Here is a 26370-nt window from a genome sequence, read left to right on the forward strand (position 1 = left end):
CGCTGCCCGCTGCCCGCTGCCCGCTGCCCGCTGCCCGCTGCCCGCTGCCCGCTGCCCGCTGCCCGCTGCCCGCTGCCCGCTGCCCGCTGCCCGCTGCCCGCTGCCCGCTGCCCGCTGCCCGCTGCCCCGATTTTCTCGGTTGCTTCGGCGGCGCCGGCATACGGGACAGCGCCGGACGCAACAGCAACGAGCGGGACAGCAACGAGCGGAACAGCGATGGACGCGACAACAGCGAGCGGGACAGCAACGAGCGGAACAGCGATGGACGCGACAACAGCGAGCGGGACAGCGATGGACGGGAGAGCAAAAGACGGGGCAACGGGGCGGCAGTGAGAAGGATGCTGTGACGGGGCTGAGAGAGCGGAATCTCTCAGCGGCATGGGACACGCGGGTTGTCGGGGACACTGGGTCGCGCAAGCTGTCATGGCGCGGCTACGGAGTGGCCGCGCGGGGGAGGGTGTTTCGTTGGGCTTCATCGCGATGATCCTGCTGGTCATCGGTCTGATCCACTTCTATCTGTGGAAGCGGCTGGTTCGGGATCCGCTGGCCGCCGGGTGGCCGCGCCGCATCGGCACGGCCGTCGTCGTCCTGCTGGCGATCCTGGTGCCGCTGACCCTGATCGGGGTTCGTGCCGGGCACTTCATGTGGCTCGCCTGGCCCGGCTATCTGTGGATCGCCGTGATGTTCTATCTGCTGGTGACGCTGGTCGCGCTGGAGATTCCGCGCCTGCTCGCGTCGCGCCTGTGGGTGAGGAGGGCCGACCGGACCACCGCCGGGGCGGCCGACCGAGTCGACGCGCCCACCCCGGCCGCGCCCGCAGACCGGACGGGTGAATCCTCCGAAGCCGAGCTCACCCCCACCGCGTCACCCATCCTCGCCGCCGAGAGGGACAGCGAAGACGACAGGGACAGCAACGATGACAGGGACAGCAACGACGGCAAGAACAGCGAAGACAGCAAGAGCGATCCGACCAACAAAAACACGATTGAAAACAGTAAAGCCGATAAGACCGACAAGTCAGAAACGGGCGATGCGGAAGGCGTGAACCGCCGCCTCCTCCTCGCCCGCGGCGCAGCGATCTTCGCCGGCCTCACCGCTGCCTCGGTCACCGGGTACGGCGTCAAGACCGCCACCGGCGGCCCGCAGATCGACCGTTTCCAGATGCCGATGGCGAAGCTGCCCCGGACGATGGACGGCACCCGCCTCGCCGTCGTCTCGGACATCCACATCGGCCCGCTGACCGGCGTCGACCACGCCCGCCGCATCACCCAGGTGATCAACTCGGTGAACGCGGATCTGGTCTGCGTCGTCGGCGATCTGGTCGACGGCAGCGTCGCCGAACTGGGTGAGTTCGCCGCTCCACTGGCCGACATCCAGTCGCGGCACGGCACTTTCTTCGTCACCGGCAACCACGAGTACTACTCCGGGTACGAGGAGTGGGTCGACGAGGTCGCCCGCCTGGGGATGCGCCCGCTGCGCAACGAGCGTCTGGAGATCGCCGGCCTGGATCTCGCCGGGGTGAACGACCTGTCCGGCGCCGAGCAGGGCGACGCGCCCGATTTCGCCCGCGCGCTGGGGGACCGCGACACGAACCGCCCGGTGGTTCTGATGGCCCATCAGCCGGTGGCCGCGGTCGACGCCGCACCCTACGGCGTGGATCTGCAGATCTCGGGTCACACTCACGGCGGTCAGATGGCGCCGTTCAACTACCTCGTGAGCCTGGAACAACCGGTAGTCTCCGGCTTCGGGCGTGTGGACGGTGTGCCGGTCTACGTGACCAACGGCGCGGGGTTCTGGGGTCCACCGGTTCGGGTGGGCGCGCCCCCGCAGGTCACGGTCATCGAACTGCGCGTGGCATAACTCATCAAGATCGGTAAGTGTGTTTGAGCGTGGCGACTCGTGGCGAAACCGACGGCCGTGACAGGATGCGTGGCGTGGAGGTGACCGCGGATGCATACGTCGCGGACCTACACATCCACTCGCGCTATTCGCGTGCCTGCAGCCGCGACCTGACGCTGCCCAACCTGGCATGGTGGGCGCGGCGCAAGGGCATCGCGCTTCTCGGCACCGGTGACTTCACCCACCCGGCGTGGTTCGAGCACCTCAAGGAGAGTCTCGAGCCCGCCGAGCCGGGTCTGTTCCGGTTGAATGACGAGAAGCCGGTGACGAAGCGGCTGCCGGGTTCGTTGCGGGGGACCGATCCGGCCCGGTTCATGCTGAGTGTCGAGATCTCCACGATCTACAAGCGGGACGATCGCACCCGCAAGGTCCACCACCTGCTGTACGCACCGGATTTCGACACCGTCACCCGGATCAACACCGCGCTGTCCCGGATCGGCAACCTGACCGCTGACGGCCGTCCGATCCTGGGGCTGGACTCCCGCAATCTGCTGGAGATCACGCTGGAGGCCGGTGGTTACCTGGTCCCGGCGCACATCTGGACGCCGTGGTTCTCCGCCCTGGGGTCGAAGTCCGGTTTCGACGCGATTGCCGACTGTTATGCCGATCTGGCCCACCACGTCACGGCGGTGGAGACCGGTCTGTCGTCGGATCCGGAGATGAACTGGCGCGTCTCCAGCCTCGACCGGTACCGCCTGGTGTCGAATTCGGACGCTCATTCGCCGGCCGCGCTGGCCCGGGAGGCGACCCTCTTCACCGGTGTCCCGGACTACTTCGCGGTCCGCGACGGTGTCGGCCAGGCCGGCACCTTGGAGTTCTTCCCCGAGGAGGGGAAGTACCACGCGGACGGGCACCGCGCCTGTGGGGTGAGCTGGGAGCCGGAGCGCACCCGTCAGGCCGGCGGCCGCTGCCCGGAGTGTGGGCGCCCGCTGACCGTCGGCGTGTTGAGCCGGGTCGAGGATCTGGCCGACCGCCCGCTCGGTTTCCAGAAGGACACGCACGTCGAGCACCTGATCCAGCTACACGAGATCATCGGCGAGATCCACGGTGTGGGCCCGAAGTCGAAGACCGTCGAGGCACAGCTCAACCACGTGGTGGCGACGCTCGGCGCGGAGCTGGACATCCTCCGGAAGGTGCCGGTCGACGAGATCGGCAAGGCCGGTGGCGACGAACTGCGGGAGGCGATCACGCGGCTGCGGCGCGGTGACGTCCGCCGGGTGCCCGGTTACGACGGCGAATACGGCGTGATCACCCTGTTCGAACCGGGTGAGCTGCGCAACCGCAACAGCGCGCCGCAGATGGAGACGCTGTTCGACATGCCGGCGGCACAGTCGGCGAAGGAGAAGCCGGCGCCGCCCGTGGCGAAGCCGAAGGCCAAGCCGGCGAAGGAGAAGCCGGCCCCGCCGCCGTTGCCGTCGCCGCCGAGCCCGCACGAGCCGTTCGAGCCGATGCTGGCGGGCATGGAGGAGGTCGGCACCGGCCTGCTGGACCGTCTGGACGCGATGCAGCGGGTGGCCGCGTCCGCGCCGGGTGGGCCGCTGCTCATCGTGGCCGGCCCGGGCACCGGCAAGACCCGCACGTTGACGCACCGGATCGCCTACCTCTGCGCGGAGCTGGGTGTCTTCCCGGAGCGCTGCCTGGCGATCACGTTCACCCGGCGGGCCGCCGCCGAGTTGAAGGAGCGCCTGGAGGGTCTGCTCGGTGACGTCGCCGAGGACATCACGGTCGGCACGTTCCACGCGCTGGGTCTGACGATCCTGAAGGAGAACGCCAAGGCGGCCGGTCTCGGCACGGGTTGGCGGATCGCCGAGGAGCCGGAGCAGACGCAGGCGCGGGAGCAGGCCGGTGAGGACGACGCGGCATACCGGAAGCTGCTGCGGCAGCAGGACCTGGTGGACCTGGACGACCTGATCAGCGTGCCGGTGACGCTGCTGCGGGAGGACCCGGCGCTGGTCGAGAAGTACCGTCGCCGCTGGCAGTGGATCTTCGTCGACGAATATCAGGACGTCGACGACCTGCAGTACGAACTGCTGCGCCTGCTCAGCCCCGCGGACGGCAACCTGTGCGCGATCGGCGACCCGGACCAGGCGATCTACTCGTTCCGGGGCGCGGACGTGCGCTACTTCCTGCGCTTCAACGCCGATTTCGTGGATGCCCGCCTGGTCCGGCTGACCCGTAATTACCGCTCGTCGGCGCCGATCCTGGCCGCCGCGGTGCAAGCCATCGCCCCGTCGACGCTGGTGCCCGGCCGGCGTCTGGACCCGGCCCGGCTGGACCCGGAGGCACCGCTGGTCGGCCGTTATCCGGCGCGGAGCGTCTCCGACGAGGCCGATTTCGTGGTCCGGACGATCGACGAGCTGGTCGGCGGGCTGTCGCACCGCTCGCTCGACTCGGGCCGGATCGACTCCCGGGCCGCCGTCGCCGGCAACCTGTCGTTCTCGGACGTCGCCGTGCTGTATCGCACCGACGCGCAGTCCGGCCCGATCCTCGACGCGTTGTCCCGGGCCGGTGTGCCGGTGCAGAAGCGCTCGCACAACCGGCTGCGGGATCGTCCCGGCGTGCAGGTGATCGCCCGGGAGCTGCGCCACGAGAGTGGTCAGTCCGGTTCTCTGGCGTCCCGGGTCCGGCTGGCCGCGCAGTCGCTGGCCCAGCGGTTCGCCGCGCCGACGCTGGACGGCGGCCAGATCGCTCCGGAGGACATCTGGTCCGCCGCTGACCTGCTGCGGCCGCTGGCCGAGCGGGCCGGCGACGACCTGGCGCTCTTCCTCCAGCAGCTGTCGACCGGGGCCGAGGTGGACGCCCTGGACGAGCGGGCCGAGGCGGTCAACCTGTTGACCCTGCACGCGGCGAAGGGCCTCGAGTTCCCGGTGGTCTTCCTGGTCGGCTGTGAGGACGGCCTGGTGCCGCTGCGCTGGCCGGGGTCGGCGCCGACCGACGACGAGATCGCCGAGGAACGCCGGCTCTTCTTCGTCGGCCTGACCCGGGCACAGGACCGCCTGTACATCAGCCATACGGCCCGCCGGACCCGGCACGGCAGTGAACGCGATCAGGCGCCGACGCCGTTCCTCGACGTGATCGACTCGGGTCTGTTCGAGCGGCTGGGCGAGTCCACGCCGTCCCGTCCGAAGGACCGGCAGCTCAGGCTGTTGTGACACCGATCAGCCCTCCGGTGAGCAGGGCGGGGCCGAACGCCAGGGTGCGCGACCGGCCGGTGAGCAGCAGCCAGGCCGCGGTCAGGCCGCCGAGCACGTGGGCGGCGCCGAGGCCGGTCGCGACGGCCGGCCAGCCGGAGAAGCCGAGGATCAGCGCGAGCACCGCGCCGAGCTTCACGTCACCGAGCCCGAGGCCCTGCCCGGGCAGCAGCGCGATGGCCAGGTAGCCGGCTCCGGTCAGGGCGCCCGCGGCCAGCGCGGTGCCGATCCGGTCGGGGTGGGTCACCGCGAGCGGCACCGCGGTGGTGACGGCGAGTCCGGCGACCAGCGGGTCGGGGAGCCGTCGGCAGCGCAGGTCGATCGCGGCCAGGACGACACCGAGGAATGCCCCGATCAGGTAGACCGGGCGGTCGGCGAGGATCGCGCCGACGAGTCCGCAGAGCGCACTCCAGCGGACCGCGCAGCCGGAGAACAGGCTGCGGAGGTGGTGGACGACGGCGAGAGGTGACATGGCCGGGACGTTAGAACCCGGCCCCTGGGGCAGAGCAAGCCCGGCGATTCCGGCACGGTCCGCGACCGGGCCGCACGCTACCGTGGCAGGGCAGCGAAGGCCGCCGCGCTTCTGAAGGGGATCCCCGATGTCGCAGAACGGGCCGCACTCCGGTCAATCCTGGCCGGGTAAGAGTCCGGAGGAGCCCTACGCGGAGCCGGCCGATCCGTGGGTCGGTCAGCCGCATCAGATCCCGCATCAGCCGTACACCCCGGTTCCGCCGCCGCCGGACTGGAATGCTCCGCAGCCGCCGCCGCGCCGGGGTTTCGCGATGGGTGCCCTGGTCGCCGTGCTGAGTGTGCTGGCCGGTGGGGGCATCGCCACGACCGTGTGGTTCCTGTTGGGCCGCGACGACGAGACTCCGGCGCCCCTGGCCGTGCCGACCACCGCCGCGGCCGGTGGTCCCCGGCCGCAGACCAGTGAGGACGCCCGGTTCGCCGAGAAGGGTCAGTGCGTCCGCAACGAGGGCACGAACAACGAACCCGAGCTGCGCATCGTCGTCTGTGCCGCGAACACGTACGAGGTGCTGAAACGCATCGACGGATCGGCGAACGGCGAGAAGGACGCGATGGGTAAGTGCGCCAAGGTCACCGGGTACACGAAGTGGTACTACTACGACACCGAGTACGACGACGTCGACTTCGTGCTGTGCCTCAAGGAATTCTGAGGTGCTGTGCCTCAAGGAATCCAGCGGGCTGGGCCGCAAGGAACTCTGAGGTGCCGCGCCTCAAGGAATCCAGCGGGCCGGGCCGCGAGGAATCCGGCGAGGCTGGGCCGCGAGGAATCCGGCGAGGCTGGGCCGCAGGCGACTCTGAACCGCTCTAGCCGACTCTAGCGGAAACGCTAGACGACCCGATATTGTGCTACGCCATGGATCCGGTCCGGAACCCCTATGCTCCCGGCGCAGGTCAGCGCCCACCCGAGTTGGCCGGCCGCAGCCGTGAGCTGGGCGCGTTCGACGTCGTCCTGGAACGCGTGGCCCGCGGCCGCCCGGAGCGCAGCCTGGTCCTGACCGGACTGCGCGGTGTCGGCAAGACCGTGCTGCTCAACACGCTGCGCTCGGCGGCGATCGGCCGCCTCTGGGGCACCGGCAAGATCGAGGCGCGCCCCGATCAGTCACTGCGCCGCCCGGTCTCCGGCGCGCTGCACATGGCGATCCGCGAGCTGGCCCCGCACCACCGCGACCCGGATCGGGTGGACGAGGTGCTCGGGGTGTTGAAGGCGTTCGCGCTGCGGGCCAATGACGGCAACGCCAAACTGCGGGATCGCTGGGCGCCCGGCATCGACGTGCCACCGGCCCGTGGCCGGGCCGACTCCGGCGACATCGAGATCGATCTGGTGGAGCTCTTCACCGAGGTCGCCTCGCTCGCCACCGACGTCGGCACCGGGATCGCCCTGTTCATCGACGAGATGCAGGACCTCAGCGCCACCGACGTGTCCGCGCTCTGCGCCGCCTGCCACGAGTTGTCGCAGCTCGGCGCCCCGTTGATCGTGGTCGGCGCGGGCCTGCCGCACCTGCCGGCCGTGCTGTCCGCGGCCAAGTCCTACTCCGAACGGCTGTTCCGCTACCAGCGGATCGACCGGTTGGACCGGGAGGCCGCCGATCTCGCTCTGGGCGTGCCGGCCGAGCGGGAGGATGTCGACTACGACGCGGACGCGCTCGACCTGCTCTACGAGAAGTCCGGCGGTTATCCGTACTTCGTGCAGGCCTACGGCAAGGCCACCTGGGATCACGCCCCGCAGAGCCCGATCACCGCCGATGACGTCCGGGTGGCCGCGCCGGAGGCCGAGGGCGAGTTGGCGGTGGGCTTCTTCGGGTCCCGGTTCGAGCGGGCCACCCCGGCCGAGCGGGAGTACATGCGGGCGATGGCGACGCTCTCCGGCGATCCGGGCAACGACATGGACGCCGCGGTGCCGACCGCGGACATCGCCGCGTCGCTGGGTCGCAAGCCGGCCAGTCTCTCCCCGGCCCGGGACGCACTGATCAAAAAGGGTCTGATCTACTCCGGCGAACGGGGCACGGTCGCCTTCACCGTCCCGCACTTCGGCCGCTACCTGCGAACGCAGCCGGTGTGACCACGCCGTTACGGGTATAACGAGTTCCATGAAGCCGGTTCGTACCGCAGCCCGAGCCATGCTCGCTTCGATCTTCGTGGTCGCGGGCGTCAAGGCATTGTCCCGTCCCACCGCCTCGCAGCTGACCGCTGCCCGCCGGGTGAGCCCTCTGTTGGAGAGGGCCGATCCGCGTCTGCCCCGCGACCCGGCCGTCCTCGTCCGGGTGAAGGCGGCGTCCGACGTGGTCGCCGGCCTGGCCCTGGCCACCGGCCGGTTCACCCGTCCGGCCGCGGCGGTGCTGGCCGCCGGCCTGGTGCCGACCACGGTCGCCGGCCATCCGTTCTGGTCGGCGCCGCCGGAGGCCCGTGCCGAGCAGCGCATCCACTTCCTCAAGAACATCGGCCTGCTCGGCGGTCTGCTGCTGGCGGCCGTGGACACCGAGGGGCGGCCCGATCTGCGGTACCGGGCGGGGCACGCGGCCGATCGCAGCCGGCGTTCGGTGCGCCGCGCGGTGCGGACGGCCCGCCGCGAGGCCAGGATCGCCGCGGTCTCGGCGGCCACCGCCCGCCGCATTCCAGGCTGAGCCATTTTGCCCGGATAACAACCTTGTTGCGGCGTTTGCGTTAAAGCGGACGAGGGGCCACGCGGTCGGTCTGCGCCTTACTAAGCTCGCTTCCGCCCGGTTACGACTGCCGCCTTGCCCACCCTGCCTCGGGTGGGTCGAGCGACAGGCCGTGCCGTGCCCGGGGACGAGACGGGGGTCGCGCCATGCCGGCAAGCAGGAGGGGTGTGCGCCGTGCTGCGCACACCCGGTCAGTGGTGGTCACGCTGGGCGTGCTGGTCACGCTCCTGCTGATCACCCTCTGCCTTCGACGGTACGAGCTGAGCACCCTGACCGTCGCACATGAGGCCCTCCGGTCGTGGATGAACGGGGACGGGCTCTACGCGTACCACGTCATGGATGGTCATGAGGGTGCCGCGCTCTCCCCGGTCCTGGCCCTCCTGCTCGCGCCCCTGATGTTGCTGCCGCTGCCCGTCACCGGGTGGCTGCTGGCGCTGGCCGGCGCCGTCGCGCTGCTGCTCGCGGTCCGGGTGCTGGCCGGCCCACTCGCCCGCCGCAGCGCGACCCTGGTCCCGGCCCTCTTCGGGCTGGCGCTGCTGACCGAACCGGTTCGTGCCGCGTTCGGCATGGGACGCGTCGAGTTGCTGCTGTTCGGCCTGGTGGTGGCCGATCTGGTGGCGCTGCGCCGGGCCGCCTGGATCCGCAGTCGCGCCGCCTGGTGGCCGGGACGGTCCACCCCGGAACGACCACTGCAACGTCCCGTGCTCGCCTGGCTGCGCCGGGTCTGGGCGTCCGGCTCGTGGGCCGGCATCGGCATCGGGCTGGCGTCCGCGCTCTGCGTGACGCCGCTGCTCTTCGTCGCCTACCTGCTCGTCAGCCGGCAGCGGCGGGCCGCCCTGACCGCGCTGGTCACCGCGCTGGCCGTCACTCTCGGCGTGCTGGCGGTCCGGCCGGACGAGACTCTGACCTGGTATTCCGCGACCCTCTGGGAGCTGGACCGCAGCGGGCCGCTGAGTCACGGCGACAACCAGTCGCTGGCCGGTGTGCTGGCCCGCCTCTACGACTTCCCGGCGCCGCCGGTGCTGGTCTGGTTGTCCTTCGCCGTGCTGCTGCTGGCCGTCGGGCTGATCCGGGCCCGGTCGGCGCACCACGACGGTGACGAGACGGCCGCGTTCACCCTGGTCGGGCTGACCGGTGCGGTGATCGGCCCGTCCTCCACGTCGAGCGACTGGATCTGGCTGGTCCCGGCGGTGCTGATCCTCGCGGATGCGGGCCGGCGCCGCCGGACCGGTGCCCGGATGCCCCGCGCGGTGCGGTTCGCCGGGGCCGGATGTCTGGTGGCCGCCGTGCTCGGTTATGCCGTGCTGCTCGCCGGGCCGGGCTGGATCACCCGGTGGAGCGTGCCCGCGCTGACGCTGATCCTGCTGCTCAACGCGCTGCCGTGGCGGCACGCGACCACGCCGGCCGGGCCGGTGCGACGGCCCGCCCGGGAACCGGCGATCCCCGGTCCCCGCGGCGGCTGACCGTGGTCAGGGGCAGTTGACCCATTCCTCGGTGCCGTCCTGGAAGACCTGACGTTTCCAGATCGGCAGCCGGGCCTTGGCCTCGTCGACGAGTCGCGCGCACGCGGCGAAGGCGGCCGCCCGGTGCGCGGTGCTGACCGACGCCACCAGGGCGACGTCACCGATCCGCAGGCTGCCGACCCGGTGCGAGACGGCCACCGCGTAGACGTCCGGGTCGGCGGCGATCTCCTCGGCCACCTCCCGCAGAACGTCCGCGGCGCTCGGGTGTCCTTCGTATTCCAGCAGGGTCACCTGGCGTCCGTGGTCGTGGTCGCGGACCACGCCCTGGAAGGAGACCACCGCACCGGCCCGCGGGTCGGCCACCGCGGCCTCGTGTGCGGCCAGGTCGAGTGCTTCGTCGAGAACCTCGGCACGGGCCACCAGCCCGGCGATGACGGTCACGGTCGCTCCCCGGAGGACAACGGAAGGGGCAGGAAGGGTACGCGGTTGCCGGCGACGACCTTGGTGCCGGGACGGACCACCACGAACCCGTGCGCGTTGGCCAGTCCTCGCAGCATGGCCGAGCCGACGTGGCCGACCGGTGTCGCGACCCGGCCGTCGGTGTCGAGGGCGGCCAGCGCCAGGTGGGTGAAGGTGCCGCGACCCGGCACGTCCGCCGCGGCCTCGATCCGGGGCAGCGGCGGCAGGGTCCGGCCACGCAGCCCGGCGAGCAGCGGTGCGACCAGGGTGACCAGGGCGATCACCGCGGACTGCGGGTTGCCCGGCAGACCGGCCAGGAACCGCGGCCGGCCGTCCGGGCCGGGCACCCGGGCGAGCAGCATCGGGAAACCGGGCCGGACCGCGACGGTGTTGACGATGTACTCCGCGCCGAGTTCGGCGAGCGCCGGATGCAGGTGGTCGACCGGTCCGTGCATGGTGCCGCCGGTGGTGCAGACCAGGTCGGCGGTCTCGAGGCCGGCCCGGATCGCGTCCACGTGGGCGGCCAGGGTGTCCTTGACCGGTCCGGTGACGCCGGTGATCCGGGCGCCGTAGCGCCGCAGCCAGCCGGGCACCTGCGGGCCGAGCGAGTCGCGCACCCGGCCGGCGCCGGGCGGGCCCTCGGTGAGCAGTTCGTCGCCGAAGACCAGCAGCGCGGCGGACGGCACGCGGGTCGCCCGGATCGTCTGGTGACCGCAGGTGGCGGCCATCCCGATCACCGCCGGGTCGACGGGCGTCCCGACGGGCAGGAGTTCCTCGCCGCGGGTGGCCTCCTCGCCGGGGAGACGCCACTCGGGCATCCGCCGCGGCTCGCCGGTGACCAGGCCGTCGTCGCCGGTGGCCGACTCCTCCACCCGGATCAGGGCGGACGCTCCCTCCGGCACCATCGCGCCGGTGGCGATCTCGACGCAGACGCCGTCCTCGGTGAGCGGCGGGGGCGTCCCGCCGGCCAGCACCCGTCCGGCCGGCCGCCACGGTCCCGGGCCGCGCACCGCCCAGCCGTCGATGCTCGAGGTGGCGAAGGCGGGCAGGTCGGTCAGGGCGCGCAGCGGCTCGGCGAGGGTCCGGCCGTCCGCCTCGTGCAGCGGCACGTCCTCCGCCGCGCCGGCCGCGGCCCGGCCCGCCTCGAACGCCAGGGTGCGCGCCCGTTCCCAGTCCACTGGGGTCATCTCGGTCACTGACGAAGCCTATCGCCGCACGTCAGTGGTCGCCGCCGCGGATCTGATCGACGGTGTGCGCCAGCAGCGGGCCGAGGACTGCCAGACCGTCCTTGGCGCCGCCGGTGGATCCGGGCAGGTTGACGATCAGGGTCCGTCCGGCCACCCCGGCCAGCCCTCGGGAGAGTGCCGCGGCGGGCACCCGGTCCCGGCTGTACGCCCGGATCGCCTCGGCGATGCCCGGGATCTCGAAGTCGAGCAGTCCCCGGGTCGCCTCAGGGGTCCGGTCGGTCGGGGTCACGCCGGTTCCGCCGCTGGTCAGGACCACGTCGACGCCGTCCGCCACGGCCTGCCGCAGCGCTTGCGCCACCGGGTCGCCGTCCGGTACGACCACCGGCTGCTCGTCGACGTCGCAGCCCAGTTCACGGAGCCCGGCGACGAGACGGGGGCCGCTGGTGTCCGCGTAGACGCCGGCTGCCGCACGGTTGGAGGCGACGATGACGCGGCCTCTCATGAACGGTGCTCCGGGCGTACCCAATCGCCGGTCTTGCCGCCGATCTTCCGCAGCACCCGGACCGCCTCCAGCGATGCGGCCGGATCCACCGCCTTGATCATGTCGATCATCGCCAGGCCGGCGGTGGCGACGGCGGTGAGGGCCTCCATCTCCACGCCGGTGCGGTCCGCGGTCTTGGTGGTGACCGAGATCTCCACTGTGGTGTCGGTGAGTTCCAGGTCGACGGTGACGCCGTGCAGGCCGATCGGGTGGCAGAGCGGGATCAGGTCCGGGGTGCGCTTGGCCCCCATGATCCCGGCGAGACGGGCCACCGCGATCGCGTCACCTTTCGGCAGGCCGTCGCCGCGCAGCAGCGCGACGACCTCGGCGGTGGTCCGGACACGACCGGCGGCGATGGCACGCCGGGCGCTCACCTCCTTGGCCGAGACGTCGACCATGCGCGCGGCACCGGTCTCGTCGACATGGGTGAGGGAGTGGGATTCGTGGGGCATACCGGGAGCTTATAGAGATCCGGCGGTGGTCACGTTCGCGTCTCGGCCGTATGGGCTTCACACTTTGTCCACGCCCTGGAGTCATGCTTCGGCACTGGTCAGCACATCGGGGATCACTGCGGAAACGCATTTACCAACATAAGAATAAAGCTATGAACCGTCGCTTTGAGTCGCCATTTAGGGACTATGAGTAGCCATAATGCGATCGGTTCTCACATTCTGCCCAAAACGGCATGATTTACTTGAAACAGACAGCCCTTGCCCTCTAATTTCATTCCTGTCGCGACGGACGAATGCCGGATCCCCGACAACGGATCACCGATCCGGCCGGGGAACGCACAGGATGAGGAGAACGCCATGCGTGGCAGCAACGAGTGGGGCTGAAAAACGAGGGGTGCGCGGAATCGCACCCATGAATAGCCTTGAGCGACCACCTGATTGCGCTCGGCGACGGGACATCATGACGACGACCAGCACCAACGACGACGTGACCGATCAGCAGCTCCGGCTGCTCATCGGTCTCGTCGTCGTTCTGGGGTCGACCGCCGGGGTGATCTGGTTGCTGTACGGCCTGCGTTACCCGGCCCCGCACCCGCCGCTCGGCGCGCTCGCGCTGCTGACGGTCGCGGTGGTGGCCGCCAACCGGATCCGGGTCTACGTCCGGGTCCGGTCCAGTCTCGACGGCACCACCTGGGGCGAGATCCCGGTCCTCGTCGGCCTGGTGCTGATGCCGACCCACTGGGTCGTGCTCTGCGCGGTCACCGGACTGGCCGTGCTGCGGCTGGCCACCCGGACCAGCACCCGCAAACTCCTGTTCGGCCTGGCCAAGGAGTCGTTGACCGCCAGCGCCGCCGGGGCGGTGTTCCTCGCCTTCGGGGTGCGGCCCGACCTCGACGACCCGGTCTTCCCGGCCACCGCCGTGATCGTCGCCCTCACCGCCTTCAGCCTGGTCGACCAGCTGGTCTTCCTCCCCGTGATGGCCGCCGACTCTCGGACCAGCATCAAACTGGTCGCCCTGCAGAGCTGGCAGAGCAAGGTCATCGGCTTCCTCGGGCAGATGGCCGCCACCCTGCTGATCGTCGGCGTGCTGGCCACCGGGGCGAACACTCTGCTCCTGCTGGTCGTCCCGCTCGTTGTGGCCTGTATGCACCTGTGGCAGTCCCGCAGCGCCCGGACCCGCGAGGAACGCGAGTCGTGGCAGCGCCTCGCCAAGGCGACCGACGAGCTCAACGCCGTCGACCTCACCCAGGTCCTGCACTCCGCGACCACCCGGGCGGCACAGATCTTCTCCGCGGCCGAGGCGGCGATCGACCTGCCCACCGGCGGGACCGGCCGGACCGTGCGGGCCACCGAGGCCGAGGTCCTCGACGACGGCCCGCTCGTGCTGCGCCCCGCGCCGTCCCCACCCGGCGAGACGGTCGTCGACCTGGTCGCCCACGACGGTGGCATGCGCGTCGGGGTGCTCCGGCTCAGCTTCGGCGGCACCGTCCGGCTCACCGAGGTCGAACAGTACAAACTGCGGACCTTCGCCTCCGCGGTCTGCACGGCCATCCGCAACGCCCAGGCGTACGCCGAACTCGCCCGGATCGCCGCCGAGAACGCGCACGCCGCCACCCACGACCCCCTCACCGGCCTGGCCAACCGGCGACGGCTCTACGAACACGCCGGCCGGTTGTTCCACGGCGGCCTGTTCGCCCTGCTCATCATCGACCTCAACCATTTCAAGGAGGTCAACGACACCCTCGGCCACGCCGCGGGTGACGAGGTGCTGCGCGAGGTGGCCGGCCGTCTGCGCACCGCCGCCGCCTCCGGTGACCTGGTGGCCCGGCTCGGCGGCGACGAGTTCGCCGTGCTGCTCACCGGCCTGCCCACCCCGGCACTGGCCGCGCACCGCGCCGCCGGGATGCTCGCCGCCCTGGAACCGGTGATCGACGTCGAGGGCATGCAGATCACCGTCGAGGCGGCCGGCGGCATCGCCCTGGCCGCCGGCGCGGGCAACGTCGAGGAGCTGATGCGCCGCGCCGACATCGCGATGTACCAGGCGAAACGCACCGGCGAGCCGACCGCCACCTACGCACACGCCCGGGACACCGCCGACCTGGACCGCCTCGCCCTGACCGGCGAACTGCGCCGGGTCGTCGCCGAACAGGCGTTCACCGTCGACTTCCAGCCGATCGTCGACCTGGGCAGCGGCGAGGTCGTCTCGGCCGAGGCGACCGCCCGCTGGCGCCACCCCGACCAGGGCGGACTCGGCCCGGCACAGTTCCTGGAGTCGGTGGAACGCTCCGGTCAGCTGCCGGCCTTCGCCGACGCCGTGCTCGAGCAGTCGCTGCTCGCCATGCAGACCTGGCGGGACGCCGGGTTCGACCTGCCGGTCGCCGTCAACGTGTCACCGCGCAGCCTGCTCGACCCCACCTTCGCCGGGGCCGTCCTGACCCGGCTGGCCAAGCACGACGTGTCACCCGACCGGCTGGTTCTGGAACTCGCCGAGACCCTCACCATCAGTCAGCTCGACGTCGTCGAACGCACCCTCGCCGAGCTGCGCAACGCCGGCGTACGCCTGGCCATCGACGACTTCGGCACCGGCGTCTCGTCGCTCTCGGTGCTCTCCCGCGTCCCGGTGCACCAACTCAAGATCGACCGCGAGTTCGTCGCCGCCGTCGAGACCTCCGCCGAGGCCACCGCGGTCATCCGCACCACCGTCGACCTGGCCCGCAACCTGCACCTGACGGTCGTCGCCGAGGGCGTGGAGAGCGAACCCCAGCGCCGGGCCCTGTGGCGACTCGGCTGCCTGGCCGGGCAGGGGCACCTGTTCGCACGGCCGTACTCCACCTCGCGCTTCCTCAGCGCCCTCCAGCGCGGCTCGGGCGGCCGGCCCGGCGCACTGGCCACCGCCCTGCACGACGCCGGATCCGTGGTCCGCATGCCGGTCCGCCGCTCCGGGAGATCCTCTCTGCCACACTTGCCCGCGTGACGACGACGCCCGGCCTGCTCACACGCATCAACCAAGCCGCGGGCGGACTCGCGGCCGACCTGGCCCTCTACACCCTCTCGGCGATCTTCGCGCTGGTCACCGCACTCACCTCGACGCTGCTGCCCCACCGGGCGTGGGGTGCGATCGCCGCGGTCGGCTACCTCGTCGCGGCGCTCGTCGTCGCCGTCCAGCTGGTGCTGCGCAAACCGGTCCGGCGGGCCACCCTGACCTGGGCGACGTGGGCCGCGGTCACGCTACTGCCCCTGGTCGTGCAGGCGGTGCAGCGCGCTGCCGGGCGCACCGACCGCGCCCAGGAGGAAGTGCTTGTCGTCGAGCACATGGGCGAGTCGCTGCTGCACACCGGCACGCCCTACCTGAGCCGGCCGGAGATCGCCGGGATCGCGCTCGACGAGCGGCTGCTGGGCTACCGGCCGTACCAGCCTGGCATGGCCCTTTTCGGTCTTCCCCGCGCGATCGCGGGAGACCACTGGTGGACCGACTCGCGGGTCTGGTTCGCCCTCGCGACAGTGGGCGCGCTGGTCGTCGCGGTCACCGTCCTCCTTCGTGTACGCGGAACCGACTTCTCCCTGGTGCGGGCGCTGCAGGCGGCCACCGTCCTGCCGGTCACGTCGCTGACCCTCGCAACCGGCGGCGACGACATCCCGGTACTGGCCCTGTGCCTGCTCGCCCTGGCTCTCTTCGCCGCCGGCCGTCACACCGCATCCGGGCTGGCCGTCGGCGCGGCCGCCGCCTGCAAACTCCTCGCCTTCCCGGTGGTGGCCGTGCTGCTCGTGCTCGCCGTCGCCACCGGCCACTGGCGGCGTTTCCTTCCCGGTGCGCTCGGGCTGCCACTGCTCGCCCTGCTCCCGCCCCTGCTGGTGAACGCGGACGCCCTGATCGAAAATGTGCTCCGCTTCCCCCTCGGCCACGGCCTGGTCACCAGCCCCGCGCAGTCGCCGTTCCCCGGTCATCTGATCGCCCAGTTCCTGCCCGGTGGCCGGTACCTCGCCGCCGGACTGCTGGTGGCCGCCGCCGCCGTGATCGGCCTGCTCCTGCTGCGCCGTCCGCCCCGCGACGCCGGGACGGCCGCTCTCTTCTGCGGATACGGTCTGCTCGCCGCGATCCTGCTGATGCCGACCACCCGATTCGGGTACCTGCTCTACCCTGCCGCGTTCCTCGTCTGGGCGTATGCCCTCAGGAACCACACAGCTTCTTCCGCCCCACGGCATGACACGGCCTTGTACCGTCAATGAGATGCATATGACCTGCCCCAAGTGTCACGGCCCGATGCGGGTCTACGAGCGCAGCGGCGTCACGATCGACCAGTGCAGCGAGTGCCGCGGCATCTTCCTCGATCGTGGCGAGCTGGAGAAGCTGTTCGCCGCCGAGGCCAACTTCAACCGTGCCGCGCCCGGTGGTCACGTCCCGCCGCCGCCGCAGCCCGCGCCGCACCAGCAGCCCCACAGCCACGGTGGTTACGCGGCTCCGCCGCCCCCGCCGCCGGCCTACGGCGCTCCGGTGCCGCACGCCTACCCGGTGGCCCCGGCCTACGGGCACCACGGCCACTACCGCCACCACGGGCACTACCGTCGGCGGAGCTTCCTGCACGGCCTCTTCGACTGACCTTCACTCGACAGGCCATAGCTGCATCGGCGCCGGAGCCCTGGGCTCCGGCGCCACCCGCCGCTGCTCTCCCTCTTCGGGCTCGTGGTGCATCGCCGCTGTCGTCCGCGGCGCGCCGCCCGTGAATGCCGGACCGCGGAGGCGTTCGTCGAGCTGTTCTGCACCGGGCGGTGCATACCGGCGCAGATCGTGGCTCACTCGCGTCGATACTTTGGGCCGGACCCGTTGCGTCGATACGCGTCCGGGCTGAGCCGATTAGCCGCATCTCTACTCTTGGCCAATCTTGAGCCACCTTGCCTACCTATTCACTCCTTTATCCGGAGAAATGAATAGATGCATTCCTTCATGGAAGGCAAGACATCGGGATGCGCTTATATAGATACACCCGCGCGGCAGAAGGCGGACACGCCCGCATCCATCGGGCACTGATGCACGTTCACGACCACCTCGCCCACCAGCGACTCTTCAAGCGGTCGCCCATCCGCTGGCGAGGGGTGTCCGAAAAGTGGGATGAGCGCACGCGGCGCGGCGCCCCCTGCACCCACTCCGCACCGACAGCGGGTCACCGAACGCAACCACGGCCCGCACCCGTCGATCACTCCTTTGAAGACTCGCAACCAGCACGAGTACGCCGTTTCCCCACCCGACACGGACATCCACCACACCCATAGATCACTCCGAGTGACCACGAAACGGAGTCATATCGTCACTTTAGAGCGAGCCATTTCGATAAGGCTCTCTTTTCGTGTGCGTTACGAAGTCACCGGAATACGCAACGTCGCCGATCTTGGGTATTGTCACCTCGCCCCCTGTCGCGGCGAACGGAGGAAACCCCGTGACTGAAACTGACGATCGCACGGCGGACCAAGCCCTGCGAAACAACCTCGAAGACGTGTACGGCCGCTACGAAGAACTGCGGTCCGGTGTGGACGAATTGCAGCGCAGTCTCGCCACGATGCAGGTGAGCGCCGACTCTCCCGACGGCATCGTGCACGCCACGGTCGACGCCGACGGACGCCTGGTCGATCTGCGCCTCAACCAGGAGGCGTGCCGCGAGTGGAACGTCGACACTCTCGCCCGCGTCATCGTCGAAACCGTCCAGAACGCCTCCGAAGGCAAGAACCGCCAGATCGAGCACCTGGTGACCCACCGCCCCGTCGAAGAGGCCGCCTGACGGATCCCGGAAGTATCCCCGGCGAAGCTGAAGCCGGTCACCACAACCGAGACCGGTAACCGGCAACCCGGCGTGGATCACCACAGGCTGACGCACCACAGACCCGCAAGGCGACCGAAACCCGGTCGACCGTCACAGATCAGCGCTCCTTCGCACGATCGCACAAAATCGACGATCAGTGTGTCCGCCTCGACATCAGCACTCTCCCAACGGCCCATCACGGCTCCAGCAGATGACAGCCGTGCTCTCGAGCAGACAGCCCGTCCCCGCCGGACGGGGGCCGCGGCCAAACCGCGACCCGGCGGGACATCGGCCTGTTCACCGCCCGAGACCCCGCATCACCCTCCTGGCCGGCCGAGTCCACTCCGGTCCGCCACCAGCCACGACCTCGGCACCAGCCATCCAGTGCCATCGCCGCCGAAGGCTGACCTCTCAGCGCACGCCGGCCTCTTCGCCGCTCGACCGCCCGGCACCGCCGCTCGATCGCCCCGCCGCTCGACCGCCCCGCCCCGCCGCTCGACCGCCCCGCCCCGCCGCTCGATCGCCCCGCCGCTCGACCGCCCGGCACCGCCGCTCGGCACCGCCGCTCGGCCAGCCCAGCGCCGTTACACCGACCGACGGCGAGGCCGCCGACACGCGCCATCGCCCCAGCGGCCCTGCCGAACTCCCGATGCCTCAGAGGTCACGGCTGATGTTGCGACGCCACCGCCGATCGGGCTGAGCGTCGTCACCGCCCCGGAATGGATCGAGCGTCGCCCTCTCCGGCAGTGGCGGCTCAGATGGCCATGTCGACGAATCGGGACAGGTGCAGCTGCGCCGCGACCGTCACGGTGTCGGTCGGGCCGTTACGGTGCTTGGCGACGATGAAGTCCGCCTCGCCCGCCCGCGGTGACTCCTTGTCGTAGTAGTCGTCACGGTGTAGCAGGATCACCACGTCGGCGTCCTGCTCGATCGAGCCGGACTCACGCAGGTCGGACAGCTGGGGTCGCTTGTCGGTCCGCTGCTCGGGACCACGGTTCAGCTGACTCACCGCGATCACCGGGCACTCGATCTCCTTGGCCAGCAGTTTCAGACCACGGGACAGCTCGGAGACCTCCTGCTGACGACTCTCGGTCTTCTTCGGCGAGGACATCAGCTGGAGGTAGTCGATCACCAGCATCCGAAGGTTGTGCCGCTGTTTGAGCCGTCGCGCCTTGGCCCGGATCTCCATCAGGTTCATGTTCGGGGTGTCGTCCACGAAGATCGGCGCCTGGCTGATCTCGCCCATCCGCCTGGCGAGCTTCGTCCAGTCGTCGTCGGAGAGCTGTCCCGATCGAAGTGTGTGCAGTGGCACCCGCGCCTCGGCGGAGAGCAACCGCATCACCATCTCGATCTTGCTCATTTCGAGCGAGAAGATGGCACTGGCGTGCCCGTGCTGAATCGCCGCGTTGCGGGCGAAGTCCATGCTCGCCGTCGACTTACCGAGACCGGGACGACCGGCCACGATGATCAACTGACCCGCGTGCAGACCGTTGAGCAGGCGATCCAGGTCTTGGAAGCCGGTCGGGACGCCGGTCATCACGCCGCCCGAGGCGCCGACCGCCTCGATCTCGTCGAGGGTGGGCTGGAGCATGTCGCCCAGGGCGGCGAAGTCCTCGCTGACCCGCTTCTCGGTGACGTCGTAGATCGCCTGCTGGGCCAGGTCGACGATGTCGTCCACATCGCGACCGCCGTTGCCACCGGTGCCGTACCCCAGTTGCACGATCTTGGTGCCGGCCTCGACCAGACGCCGCAGAATGGCACGTTCCGACACGATGCGGGCGTAGTACGACGCGTTCGCCGCGGTCGGCACGCTCTCGATGAGGGTGTGCAGGTAGGGCACCCCGCCGATGCGCTGCAGGTCGCCCGAGTCGGCGAGCGCCGCCGCCACGGTCAGGGCGTCGGCCGGCTCGCCCCGGCCGTAGAGCTCGAGGACGACGTCGTAGATCGTGGCGTGCACCGGCCGGTAGAAGTCGTTGACCTTGAGAATCTCGACGACGTCGGCGATCGCGTCCTTGGACAGCAGCATGCCGCCGAGCACGCCCTGCTCCGCCGCGACGTCCTGCGGGGGCGCCTTGTCGAACCCGGTGCCCTGGTTGCCACCCGGGTCGCCGCCGCCCGGCCCGCCGGGGCCACCGCCCTTGCGACCCTGACCACCGCCGCCGAACGAGCCTCCGCCACCCGACTGGGAGGGTGGCCTCGATTCTGGCCGTGTGTCATCGGTGATCGACACCTAGGACTCCCCTCCATGAAGATGGCCGTCCGCGCGATCGACCAGCCTTAGTACGACTCTTTCGGCTGATCCCGGGCCCGGAACAGAAGAAATCTCTGATCAAAGCCAGAACGCGGGGCTGGACCACTGTACGAACCTGGCCGCTACCTGCCCAACTGCTTCGGTGGACGAGTCTTGGGACAAGCTGTGGACATCTAGGCCGCTCCTGTGGGTAGCCCTGTGCACACCATGTGGATAACTCTGCGGTGCGGACACCCGCCATCCGACCCGAGCAGGACTTTTGTCATCCCCACCTGTGGAAGGCAGAAAAGGTTCCGGATCAGGCAAATATCGTGTCGCGTGAGCAAGCCGTCGCGCTGAGGCGTTGCGGTTCCGTCTCATGCACGTCACCCTTTTCACGTGGACCAACGGGAGTGGGACTACGGTGCCCGCATGTCGCGCGACAAGCGCGCTGCGGAGGCTTGGCCCACCCGTGCCCCGGAGATCGACGAGTCGGAGCCCCGATGGTCGTCGCTCACCGACACCGGCAGCATGGTTCCCAGTCCCGAGGCGCAGACCTGGCAACGCCGGGCTGACGCCTGGGCTCAGCAGGCCGAGATCGAGCCGTACACCGGCGGTGGCGGCCACGAGGTCGAGCAGGCAAACCGCTGGTCGGATGTGACATCGGCGGGCCGCACCACGTTCCCCGCCGACGGCGCCGGCTGGCGGACACAGACCTCCGAGTGGCGGGCCACCGGCGCACGCTGGCGGCAGACCACCGAGTGGCGGTCCACCACCGGTTCGCACGTCTGGCGTTCGACCACCGAGGCCTGGCAGGCGGAGAACGGCGGCGCGGGCGGCGAGCCCGAACCGGAGCAACCCGCTATCGCCGGCACCGCATGGCCGACCCCGGAGTCCGACTCGTCGACCCCGTCGTGGCGTCAGCAGTCGGACACGCCGTCCTGGCAGCAGCGCGACGACGCGGCCCGGCCGACCACCCCGGTCGAGCAGACCTGGTCGTCCGAGAGCCGTCCGTCCTGGCAGGACCCGTCCGCACAGACCCCGTCGTGGCAGCAGCCGTCCACCCCGGCACCCTCGTGGCGTCAGCAGTCCACCGACACCCCGTCCTGGCAGCAGCCGTCGTCCGACACGCCGTCGTGGCGCGATTCCACGAGCAGCAGTTCCTGGCGTACGCCGCCCGACGCGCCCGCGGCGAACGCCGCCGAGACTCCCTCCTGGCGACAGTCGCCGCCGGAGGACACCGGTTCCTGGCGTTCGTCCGAGGACACCGGTTCCTGGGGCAGGCCCGTCGACAACGGCCGGCCCGCCGACAACGGCCGTCCTGGTGACAACGGCCGTCCTGGTGACGGTGGCCGTTCCGGTGACAGCCGGTCCGCAGGCGGGCCCGCCGACACCGGTTCCTGGCGGACCTCGACCGACACCGGCTCGCGACGCTCCTCCGACACGCCGTCCTGGCAGCAGCCGTCCGGCGCCGGCTCCAGCTGGGGTTCCGGTGCGAGCCCCCGTTCGAGCTGGTCGGACACCTCCGCCAACGGCAGCGCGCCGGCCCCGTCGTGGCGCGGTGGCACCAGCCCGGACGAGAACACGGTCGGCGGTCCCCGGTGGGGCCGTTCCGACACACCGGGCTGGCAGACCTCGTCCGCCGACGACGGCCGGCACCTGGTCCGCGAGGACGACCGCGCGGCCTGGCGCCGGGACGCCGACCAGTCCGACCCGTCCCCGAGGCGTGGCCGTCGCCGCGCCCGTGAGGACGACGCCCCGCCGTCCGGCGGCACCGGCTGGTCGAGCGACTCCGGCGCGGACAGCTGGGCCCGGCACACCGATACCGGCAACGTGTCGGGCTTCTCCGACCCGCAGTCCGGCGGCCCGATGCCGGATTCGCCCTCCTGGGGCGCCCGCTCCGGGGCACCCGGCCGCCGCGCCCTCCCGAGCCGCGCCGAGGAGCCCTCCCGGCACTCCTCACCCGAGCAGCTGCCGTCCCGGCGCGATCCGGGCCAGCCGTCCTGGCGTGATCCCGAACAGTCCCGGCGCGGACCCGGTCAGCCGTCGCGGCGCGAGTCCGACCAGTTCCCGCCCGACCCCTCCCGGCGTGAGCCGGACCCCTCGTGGCGCGATGCCGGTCAGCAGTCCTGGCAGGATCCCGAGCAGTCGCGGCGCGAGCCCGAACAGCCGTCGTGGCGTGAACCCGAGCCGTCCTGGCGCGACGCCGAACCGCGGCGCGACAGCACCCCCGACCGCTATGCGGCGCTGGCCGACCTGTCCGGCGACGGTCCCGGCCCGAGTTCGTTCAACGGTCCGCCGCGGGACGCCCGTCCCGGTCCGGATCCGTCGTCCACCGGGCAGATCCGTCGCGGTCAGGATCCGTCCTCCGCCGGACCGGCCCGTCGTGGGCCCGACCCCTCGTCCACCGGCCAGGTCCGCCGTGGTCCGGACCCGTCCTCGACCGGCGCCATGCCGGCCGGGACCGCGCCGACCGGTGGTGCGCCGCGCGGTCGTCGCGCCGCGGGCCGGGGCGGTTCCCGCTACAACTCGAACACGAACGCCGCGGACTGGCGTGAGAGCACCTCCCAGTGGGAGATGGAGCCGGACGACAGCAACTGGGCCCGCGACCCGGACACCGGCCAGTGGAGCCGGTCCGGCGACGACCCCCGGGTGCTGGCCTGGCGTGCCGAGGCAGCCCGCCGGGAGGCGCTCAAGGAGCAGGAGGGCGGTGACGCGGACGGCCCCGGTGGTGCGCCCGCCGCCCCGTCCGGCCCGGTCATCCCGTCCGACCCGCAGGGCGCCCGGCGGTCCCGCCGCAGCCGCCGTGCCGAGGACCGTGGCGACGGCCCCGGCGGACCGCTGCCCAGCAGTGGCATACCCGGTGGCATCGCCCCGAGCAGCAGCATCCCCGGACCCAGCTGGCAGACCAGCGGAATCCCGGCCGACGGCCCGTCCGCGGCCGCCCGCAGCAGCGCCGCGATGCCCATGCCGGCGCCGCGCGGCACCCCGCCCGGCAACCGTCCGCGCAGCGCGCCGATGCCCGAGGCCATCCGGCCGAACAGCGCGCCGGTCAATCCGTCGTGGAACGGCGCGGTCGCCCCCGGCTCGGCCATCCCGGCCTCGGACGGATATCAGCAGGGCCAGTTCGGTTCCGGTCCGGTGGACGACCAGCCGAGGTACGGCATCGACCGCTACCGCGGTGGTGAGCAGTCCGGTCGGCGGAACCGCGACGACCAGGAACCGACCGGCGGATTCGCCGTCCCGCAGCTCGACCCGGGCACCGGACGCCGCCGCGCGACCGACGCCGGTCCGCGCCGCGGTGACGAACCGTCCTGGCCGGCCCCCGACGAGCCGCGGCAGGGCCGTCCGTCCCGGCGTCCCGGCGGCGATCCGGACGGCTACGACACCGGTGGCTGGCAGCAGGGCCCGCCGTCCCGGCAGTCCCCGCAGCGGGAGTTACCGGCGGGCGGCTCGTGGGCCGACGCGTCCGGCGATCAGCGTCGTCCGTCCGCGTACGGTGGGCCGCAGCCTTCTCGTGAACTTCCCGCCGGTGGGCCCTCCTGGCAGGAGCCGCGCCGTTCCGGCCCCCGTGACGACGCGCCCTCCCGTGAGCTGCCGGCGGGTGGACCGTCCTGGGCTGATCAGGGCGGCCGGCCGAGCTACCCGCCGCGTGAGCTTCCGGCGGGCGGCCCCTCCTGGGCCGATGCGCAGGACCCTCGGGACGGCGGCTACGGCCCCGCCGACCGGGACGGCGGCTACGGCCCTTCCGACCGGGACATGCCGGGTGACGACCGTGCGGATCCCTACGGTCCCGGCAACGGTCGCCCGGATCCGCGCCGCCAGCCTCCGGCCGGTCCGCGCCCGCCTCGGGAGTTACCGGCCGGCAACGGTTCCTGGGGTGACGCCCCGCGCCCGGACGCACCCCGTTCGGCCTATGGTGCCGCTCCGGCCCGTGAGCTGCCCGCTGGGCCGTCGTCCTGGCCTGATCCACTCCAGCAGTCGCAGCGACCCGCCGCACCCGGCTACGGCCCTTCCGGCGCCGCTAGCACCGGTTCGTGGAGCACGCGCGGCTACGACGATCGCAACGGTCCGCAGGGCGGGGGCCCGGGCGGGCCGTCCGCCGCCGGAGGGGACTGGCTCGCCGCTGAGCGGGCGCCCCGGGGTGGCCCCCAGTATTCCCAGGGCGCCGGGGAGGGTGGTGAGACCGACTGGCGCAGCGGGTTGTCCTCGAGCAACCTCGCGGAGGGTGAATCACGCCGATACGGTACGTCGGACTTTCCTCCCTTTCGGCCCAGTGGATCAGCCGCCGTCGCAGGGCCGTCGAACCTGGCCCTAGGTTCCACCTCAGTCATCTCCGCCGTGCCGAACACCGGTACGGCCACCGCCTCCGCCACCGCGACGGTTCCGCGCACCCCGTCGACGGAACAGGCCCCGGCGACGGAACCGGAGGAGGACCGGACCTGGCCGCCACGGGCCACCGGTACCTTCACTCCGGCGTCGTCCGTATCCGCCGCCGCAGCGGTCTCCTCCGTCCCCGCCGCTTCAGCTGTCTCGTCCGTCCCCGCCGCCCCGTCGGCCGATGAGGAGGACAGGACCTGGCCGCCGCGGCGTGCGGGCACCGCCGCCACCGACGTCGGCGCGGACTGGCGCGCGGCCATGGCCACCGGCACCGCTCCGGCAGCATCGGCCGAGGTAGGCGCCGACTGGCGCGCGGCCATGGCCACCGGCACCACCCCGGCAGCACCGGCCGAGGTCGGCGCCGACTGGCGGGCCGCCATGGCGGGAGGCACCGCCCCTCCTGCGGCACCGGCCGAGGTCGGCGCCGACTGGCGAGCTGCGATGGCCGCCGGCACGACGCCCGCTGCCGCGGCTGCCGCACCGGTCGCCGCGCCGGGCGAGGAGGACACCTCCTGGCCGCCGCGCCGGTTCTCCACCGCCGCCCCCACCGGTTTCGCCGAGGACACCTCGTGGCCGCCGCGGGCCGCCCAGGCGGACGACACCTCGTGGCGCCGGTCGACCGGCGCGTTCCAGGGCACCGGCTCCTACGAGCGACGTCCGATGTCCGGCGGGCTGCTCGCCGGCAACACCGGTACCGACCTTCTCGACCCGGACGACGAGGAGAACGAGGAGGACACCGGCGGACCGCTGGCCGCCGTCGGTTACACCGTGGCGTGGTACGGCGTTCCCGTGGCCCTCTTCGTCGTCGGCATGTTCCTGATCAACAGCGGTCAGCGGACCAACGCTCTGACCACGCTGGTCAACGCCATCCCCGAGTTCGGTGTCTCGCTCGCCTTGAGCATGCTGATCGCCCTCGGCCTGCGCCGCGCCACGACCGCGTGGAAGGCCGCCAGTGTCGGGCTCGCCGCCGCGGTCGTCGGCGGCGGCCTGGCAACGGTTCTGAGCTCGGCCATCACCGGCAACAGCCTGAGCTGATCCGGCCTCGACACCCCCCGGAAAGCCTCGACACCCCCGGAAAGCAGAAAGGCGCGCCAGGCCGAAGCCCGGCGCGCCGTTTCGCGCGTGAGTCAGAGACTCACTTGGCGGCGACCACGTTCACCGGGAACGTGGCGGTCACCTCGGGGTGCAGCTTGACCTGCACGGTGTAAGCGCCCGTGGTCTTGATGTGACCGGGGAGCTCGAGGCGGCGACGGTCCAGCGAGGGGCCGCCGGCGGCCTTGACCGCGTCGACGATCTCGGCCGGGGTGATCGAGCCGAAGAGACGGCCACCGTTGCCGGAGCGCGCCTTCAGCGTGACCTTGAGGCCGGACAGCTGGCCCTTGACCTCGTTGGCCTGGCCCAGGTCACGGATCTCGCGGGCCTCGCGGGCCCGCTTGATCACGACGACCTGCTTCTCGGCGCCCTTGGTCCACTGGATCGCGAAGCCCTGCGGCAGGAGGTAGTTGCGGCCGTAGCCGTTCTTCACCTCGACGATGTCGCCGGGCGTGCCGAGGCCGGACACCTCGTGAGTGAGGATGATCTTCATCTG

The 26370-nt window shown here is 71.5% G+C and carries 19 protein-coding genes; 12 read left to right on the forward strand and 7 right to left on the reverse strand.

Going from position 1 to position 26370, the window contains the following annotated elements; all coding sequences use genetic code 11:
* The 3 genes from QSK32_RS43980 to QSK32_RS43990 all read left to right on the forward strand — a co-directional run.
* Positions 1-347, forward strand: a 347-nt coding sequence (locus QSK32_RS43980) for a hypothetical protein (RefSeq protein WP_285475402.1), incomplete at its 5' end; no start/stop codon positions are given.
* A gap of 31 nt (positions 348-378) precedes the next feature.
* Entirely contained in the window at positions 379-1860 is a 1482-nt protein-coding gene (locus QSK32_RS43985) for a metallophosphoesterase (protein WP_502872601.1), read from the forward strand.
* A 65-nt stretch (positions 1861-1925) separates the two neighbouring features.
* On the forward strand, positions 1926-5051 hold the full coding sequence (locus QSK32_RS43990; protein ID WP_285475403.1) for a UvrD-helicase domain-containing protein: 3126 nt from the start codon (positions 1926-1928) through the stop codon (positions 5049-5051).
* Here the strand turns inward: QSK32_RS43990 and QSK32_RS43995 are convergent.
* Positions 5038-5562, reverse strand: a complete 525-nt coding sequence (locus tag QSK32_RS43995) for a prepilin peptidase (protein ID WP_285475404.1) — start codon at positions 5560-5562, stop codon at positions 5038-5040. The two genes, QSK32_RS43990 and QSK32_RS43995, sit on opposite strands and share 14 nt — an antisense overlap.
* A gap of 127 nt (positions 5563-5689) precedes the next feature.
* Here QSK32_RS43995 and QSK32_RS44000 point away from each other — a divergent pair, with 127 nt between their 5' ends.
* The 4 genes from QSK32_RS44000 (at position 5690) to QSK32_RS44015 (ending at position 9741) form a co-directional block, all read left to right on the forward strand.
* The gene (locus tag QSK32_RS44000; protein WP_285475405.1) at positions 5690-6268 is read left to right on the forward strand and encodes an LppU/SCO3897 family protein; all 579 of its coding nucleotides are present in this window, start codon (positions 5690-5692) and stop codon (positions 6266-6268) included.
* Between the two features lie 203 nt (positions 6269-6471).
* Positions 6472-7677 carry an ATP-binding protein gene (locus tag QSK32_RS44005; protein ID WP_045745984.1) on the forward strand — a complete coding sequence of 402 codons (1206 nt, stop codon included), beginning with the start codon at positions 6472-6474 and terminating at the stop codon, positions 7675-7677.
* Positions 7678-7705: 28 nt separating this feature from the next.
* Positions 7706-8239, forward strand: coding sequence for a DoxX family membrane protein (locus QSK32_RS44010; RefSeq protein WP_045745985.1), 534 nt, complete (start codon positions 7706-7708; stop codon positions 8237-8239).
* A 206-nt stretch (positions 8240-8445) separates the two neighbouring features.
* On the forward strand, positions 8446-9741 hold the full coding sequence (locus QSK32_RS44015) for a glycosyltransferase 87 family protein (protein WP_285475406.1): 1296 nt from the start codon (positions 8446-8448) through the stop codon (positions 9739-9741).
* Positions 9742-9747: 6 nt separating this feature from the next.
* On the opposite strand, the gene QSK32_RS44020 is transcribed toward QSK32_RS44015, so the two are convergent.
* From QSK32_RS44020 to moaC, 4 genes are read right to left on the reverse strand one after another with little or no spacing between them, the layout of a single operon-like run.
* On the reverse strand, positions 9748-10173 hold the full coding sequence (locus QSK32_RS44020) for a molybdenum cofactor biosynthesis protein MoaE (protein ID WP_157411362.1): 426 nt from the start codon (positions 10171-10173) through the stop codon (positions 9748-9750).
* Between the two features lie 5 nt (positions 10174-10178).
* A complete protein-coding gene (locus QSK32_RS44025) occupies positions 10179-11387 on the reverse strand; it encodes a molybdopterin molybdotransferase MoeA (protein ID WP_045746023.1) in 1209 nt (402 codons plus the stop codon).
* A 31-nt stretch (positions 11388-11418) separates the two neighbouring features.
* A complete protein-coding gene (locus QSK32_RS44030; protein WP_045745988.1) occupies positions 11419-11889 on the reverse strand; it encodes a MogA/MoaB family molybdenum cofactor biosynthesis protein in 471 nt (156 codons plus the stop codon).
* Positions 11886-12380, reverse strand: coding sequence for a cyclic pyranopterin monophosphate synthase MoaC (moaC, locus tag QSK32_RS44035; protein ID WP_045745989.1), 495 nt, complete (start codon positions 12378-12380; stop codon positions 11886-11888). The genes QSK32_RS44030 and moaC overlap by 4 nt, the downstream gene beginning before the upstream one ends.
* Before the next feature lie 460 nt (positions 12381-12840).
* Between moaC and QSK32_RS44040 the strand changes: the two genes are divergently transcribed.
* From QSK32_RS44040 to QSK32_RS44055, 4 genes are all read left to right on the forward strand, one after another.
* Complete coding sequence (locus QSK32_RS44040; protein ID WP_045745990.1) at positions 12841-15354, forward strand: putative bifunctional diguanylate cyclase/phosphodiesterase; 2514 nt, start codon at positions 12841-12843, stop codon at positions 15352-15354.
* Positions 15351-16607 (forward strand): glycosyltransferase 87 family protein, encoded by a 1257-nt coding sequence (locus tag QSK32_RS44045; protein ID WP_285475407.1) that lies wholly within the window; start codon positions 15351-15353, stop codon positions 16605-16607. The genes QSK32_RS44040 and QSK32_RS44045 overlap by 4 nt, the downstream gene beginning before the upstream one ends.
* Before the next feature lies 1 nt (position 16608).
* On the forward strand, positions 16609-16977 hold the full coding sequence (locus QSK32_RS44050) for a TFIIB-type zinc ribbon-containing protein (RefSeq protein ID WP_285475408.1): 369 nt from the start codon (positions 16609-16611) through the stop codon (positions 16975-16977).
* A 787-nt stretch (positions 16978-17764) separates the two neighbouring features.
* Entirely contained in the window at positions 17765-18151 is a 387-nt protein-coding gene (locus QSK32_RS44055) for a YbaB/EbfC family nucleoid-associated protein (protein WP_285475409.1), read from the forward strand.
* Between the two features lie 775 nt (positions 18152-18926).
* Here the strand turns inward: QSK32_RS44055 and dnaB are convergent.
* Positions 18927-20402, reverse strand: coding sequence for a replicative DNA helicase (gene dnaB, locus QSK32_RS44060; RefSeq protein WP_045745995.1), 1476 nt, complete (start codon positions 20400-20402; stop codon positions 18927-18929).
* 432 nt (positions 20403-20834) lie between these two features.
* Here dnaB and QSK32_RS44065 point away from each other — a divergent pair, with 432 nt between their 5' ends.
* Entirely contained in the window at positions 20835-25817 is a 4983-nt protein-coding gene (locus QSK32_RS44065; protein WP_285475410.1) for a hypothetical protein, read from the forward strand.
* 100 nt (positions 25818-25917) lie between these two features.
* Here the strand turns inward: QSK32_RS44065 and rplI are convergent, their stop codons facing one another.
* Positions 25918-26367 carry a 50S ribosomal protein L9 gene (gene rplI / locus QSK32_RS44070; protein WP_045745997.1) on the reverse strand — a complete coding sequence of 150 codons (450 nt, stop codon included), beginning with the start codon at positions 26365-26367 and terminating at the stop codon, positions 25918-25920.
* Between the last annotated feature and the right edge of the window lie 3 nt (positions 26368-26370).

The sequence above is a fragment of the Actinoplanes sp. NBRC 101535 genome (assembly GCF_030269225.1).
Lineage (GTDB): Bacteria > Actinomycetota > Actinomycetes > Mycobacteriales > Micromonosporaceae > Actinoplanes > Actinoplanes rectilineatus.

What these genes read in the sequence shown, in the direction of transcription:
- QSK32_RS44030 (WP_045745988.1), bottom strand. Translation starts at nt 11,889, where the DNA reads ATGAGAGGCCGCGTCATCGTCGCCTCCAACCGTGCGGCAGCCGGCGTC.
- QSK32_RS43985 (WP_502872601.1), top strand. Translation starts at nt 379, where the DNA reads ATGGGACACGCGGGTTGTCGGGGACACTGGGTCGCGCAAGCTGTCATG.
- moaC (WP_045745989.1), bottom strand. Translation starts at nt 12,380, where the DNA reads ATGCCCCACGAATCCCACTCCCTCACCCATGTCGACGAGACCGGTGCC.
- QSK32_RS44025 (WP_045746023.1), bottom strand. Translation starts at nt 11,387, where the DNA reads ATGACCCCAGTGGACTGGGAACGGGCGCGCACCCTGGCGTTCGAGGCG.
- QSK32_RS44010 (WP_045745985.1), top strand. Translation starts at nt 7,706, where the DNA reads ATGAAGCCGGTTCGTACCGCAGCCCGAGCCATGCTCGCTTCGATCTTC.
- rplI (WP_045745997.1), bottom strand. Translation starts at nt 26,367, where the DNA reads ATGAAGATCATCCTCACTCACGAGGTGTCCGGCCTCGGCACGCCCGGC.
- QSK32_RS43995 (WP_285475404.1), bottom strand. Translation starts at nt 5,562, where the DNA reads ATGTCACCTCTCGCCGTCGTCCACCACCTCCGCAGCCTGTTCTCCGGC.
- QSK32_RS44050 (WP_285475408.1), top strand. Translation starts at nt 16,609, where the DNA reads ATGCATATGACCTGCCCCAAGTGTCACGGCCCGATGCGGGTCTACGAG.
- QSK32_RS44000 (WP_285475405.1), top strand. Translation starts at nt 5,690, where the DNA reads ATGTCGCAGAACGGGCCGCACTCCGGTCAATCCTGGCCGGGTAAGAGT.
- QSK32_RS44065 (WP_285475410.1), top strand. Translation starts at nt 20,835, where the DNA reads ATGTCGCGCGACAAGCGCGCTGCGGAGGCTTGGCCCACCCGTGCCCCG.
- QSK32_RS43990 (WP_285475403.1), top strand. Translation starts at nt 1,926, where the DNA reads ATGCGTGGCGTGGAGGTGACCGCGGATGCATACGTCGCGGACCTACAC.
- QSK32_RS44005 (WP_045745984.1), top strand. Translation starts at nt 6,472, where the DNA reads ATGGATCCGGTCCGGAACCCCTATGCTCCCGGCGCAGGTCAGCGCCCA.
- QSK32_RS44040 (WP_045745990.1), top strand. Translation starts at nt 12,841, where the DNA reads ATGACGACGACCAGCACCAACGACGACGTGACCGATCAGCAGCTCCGG.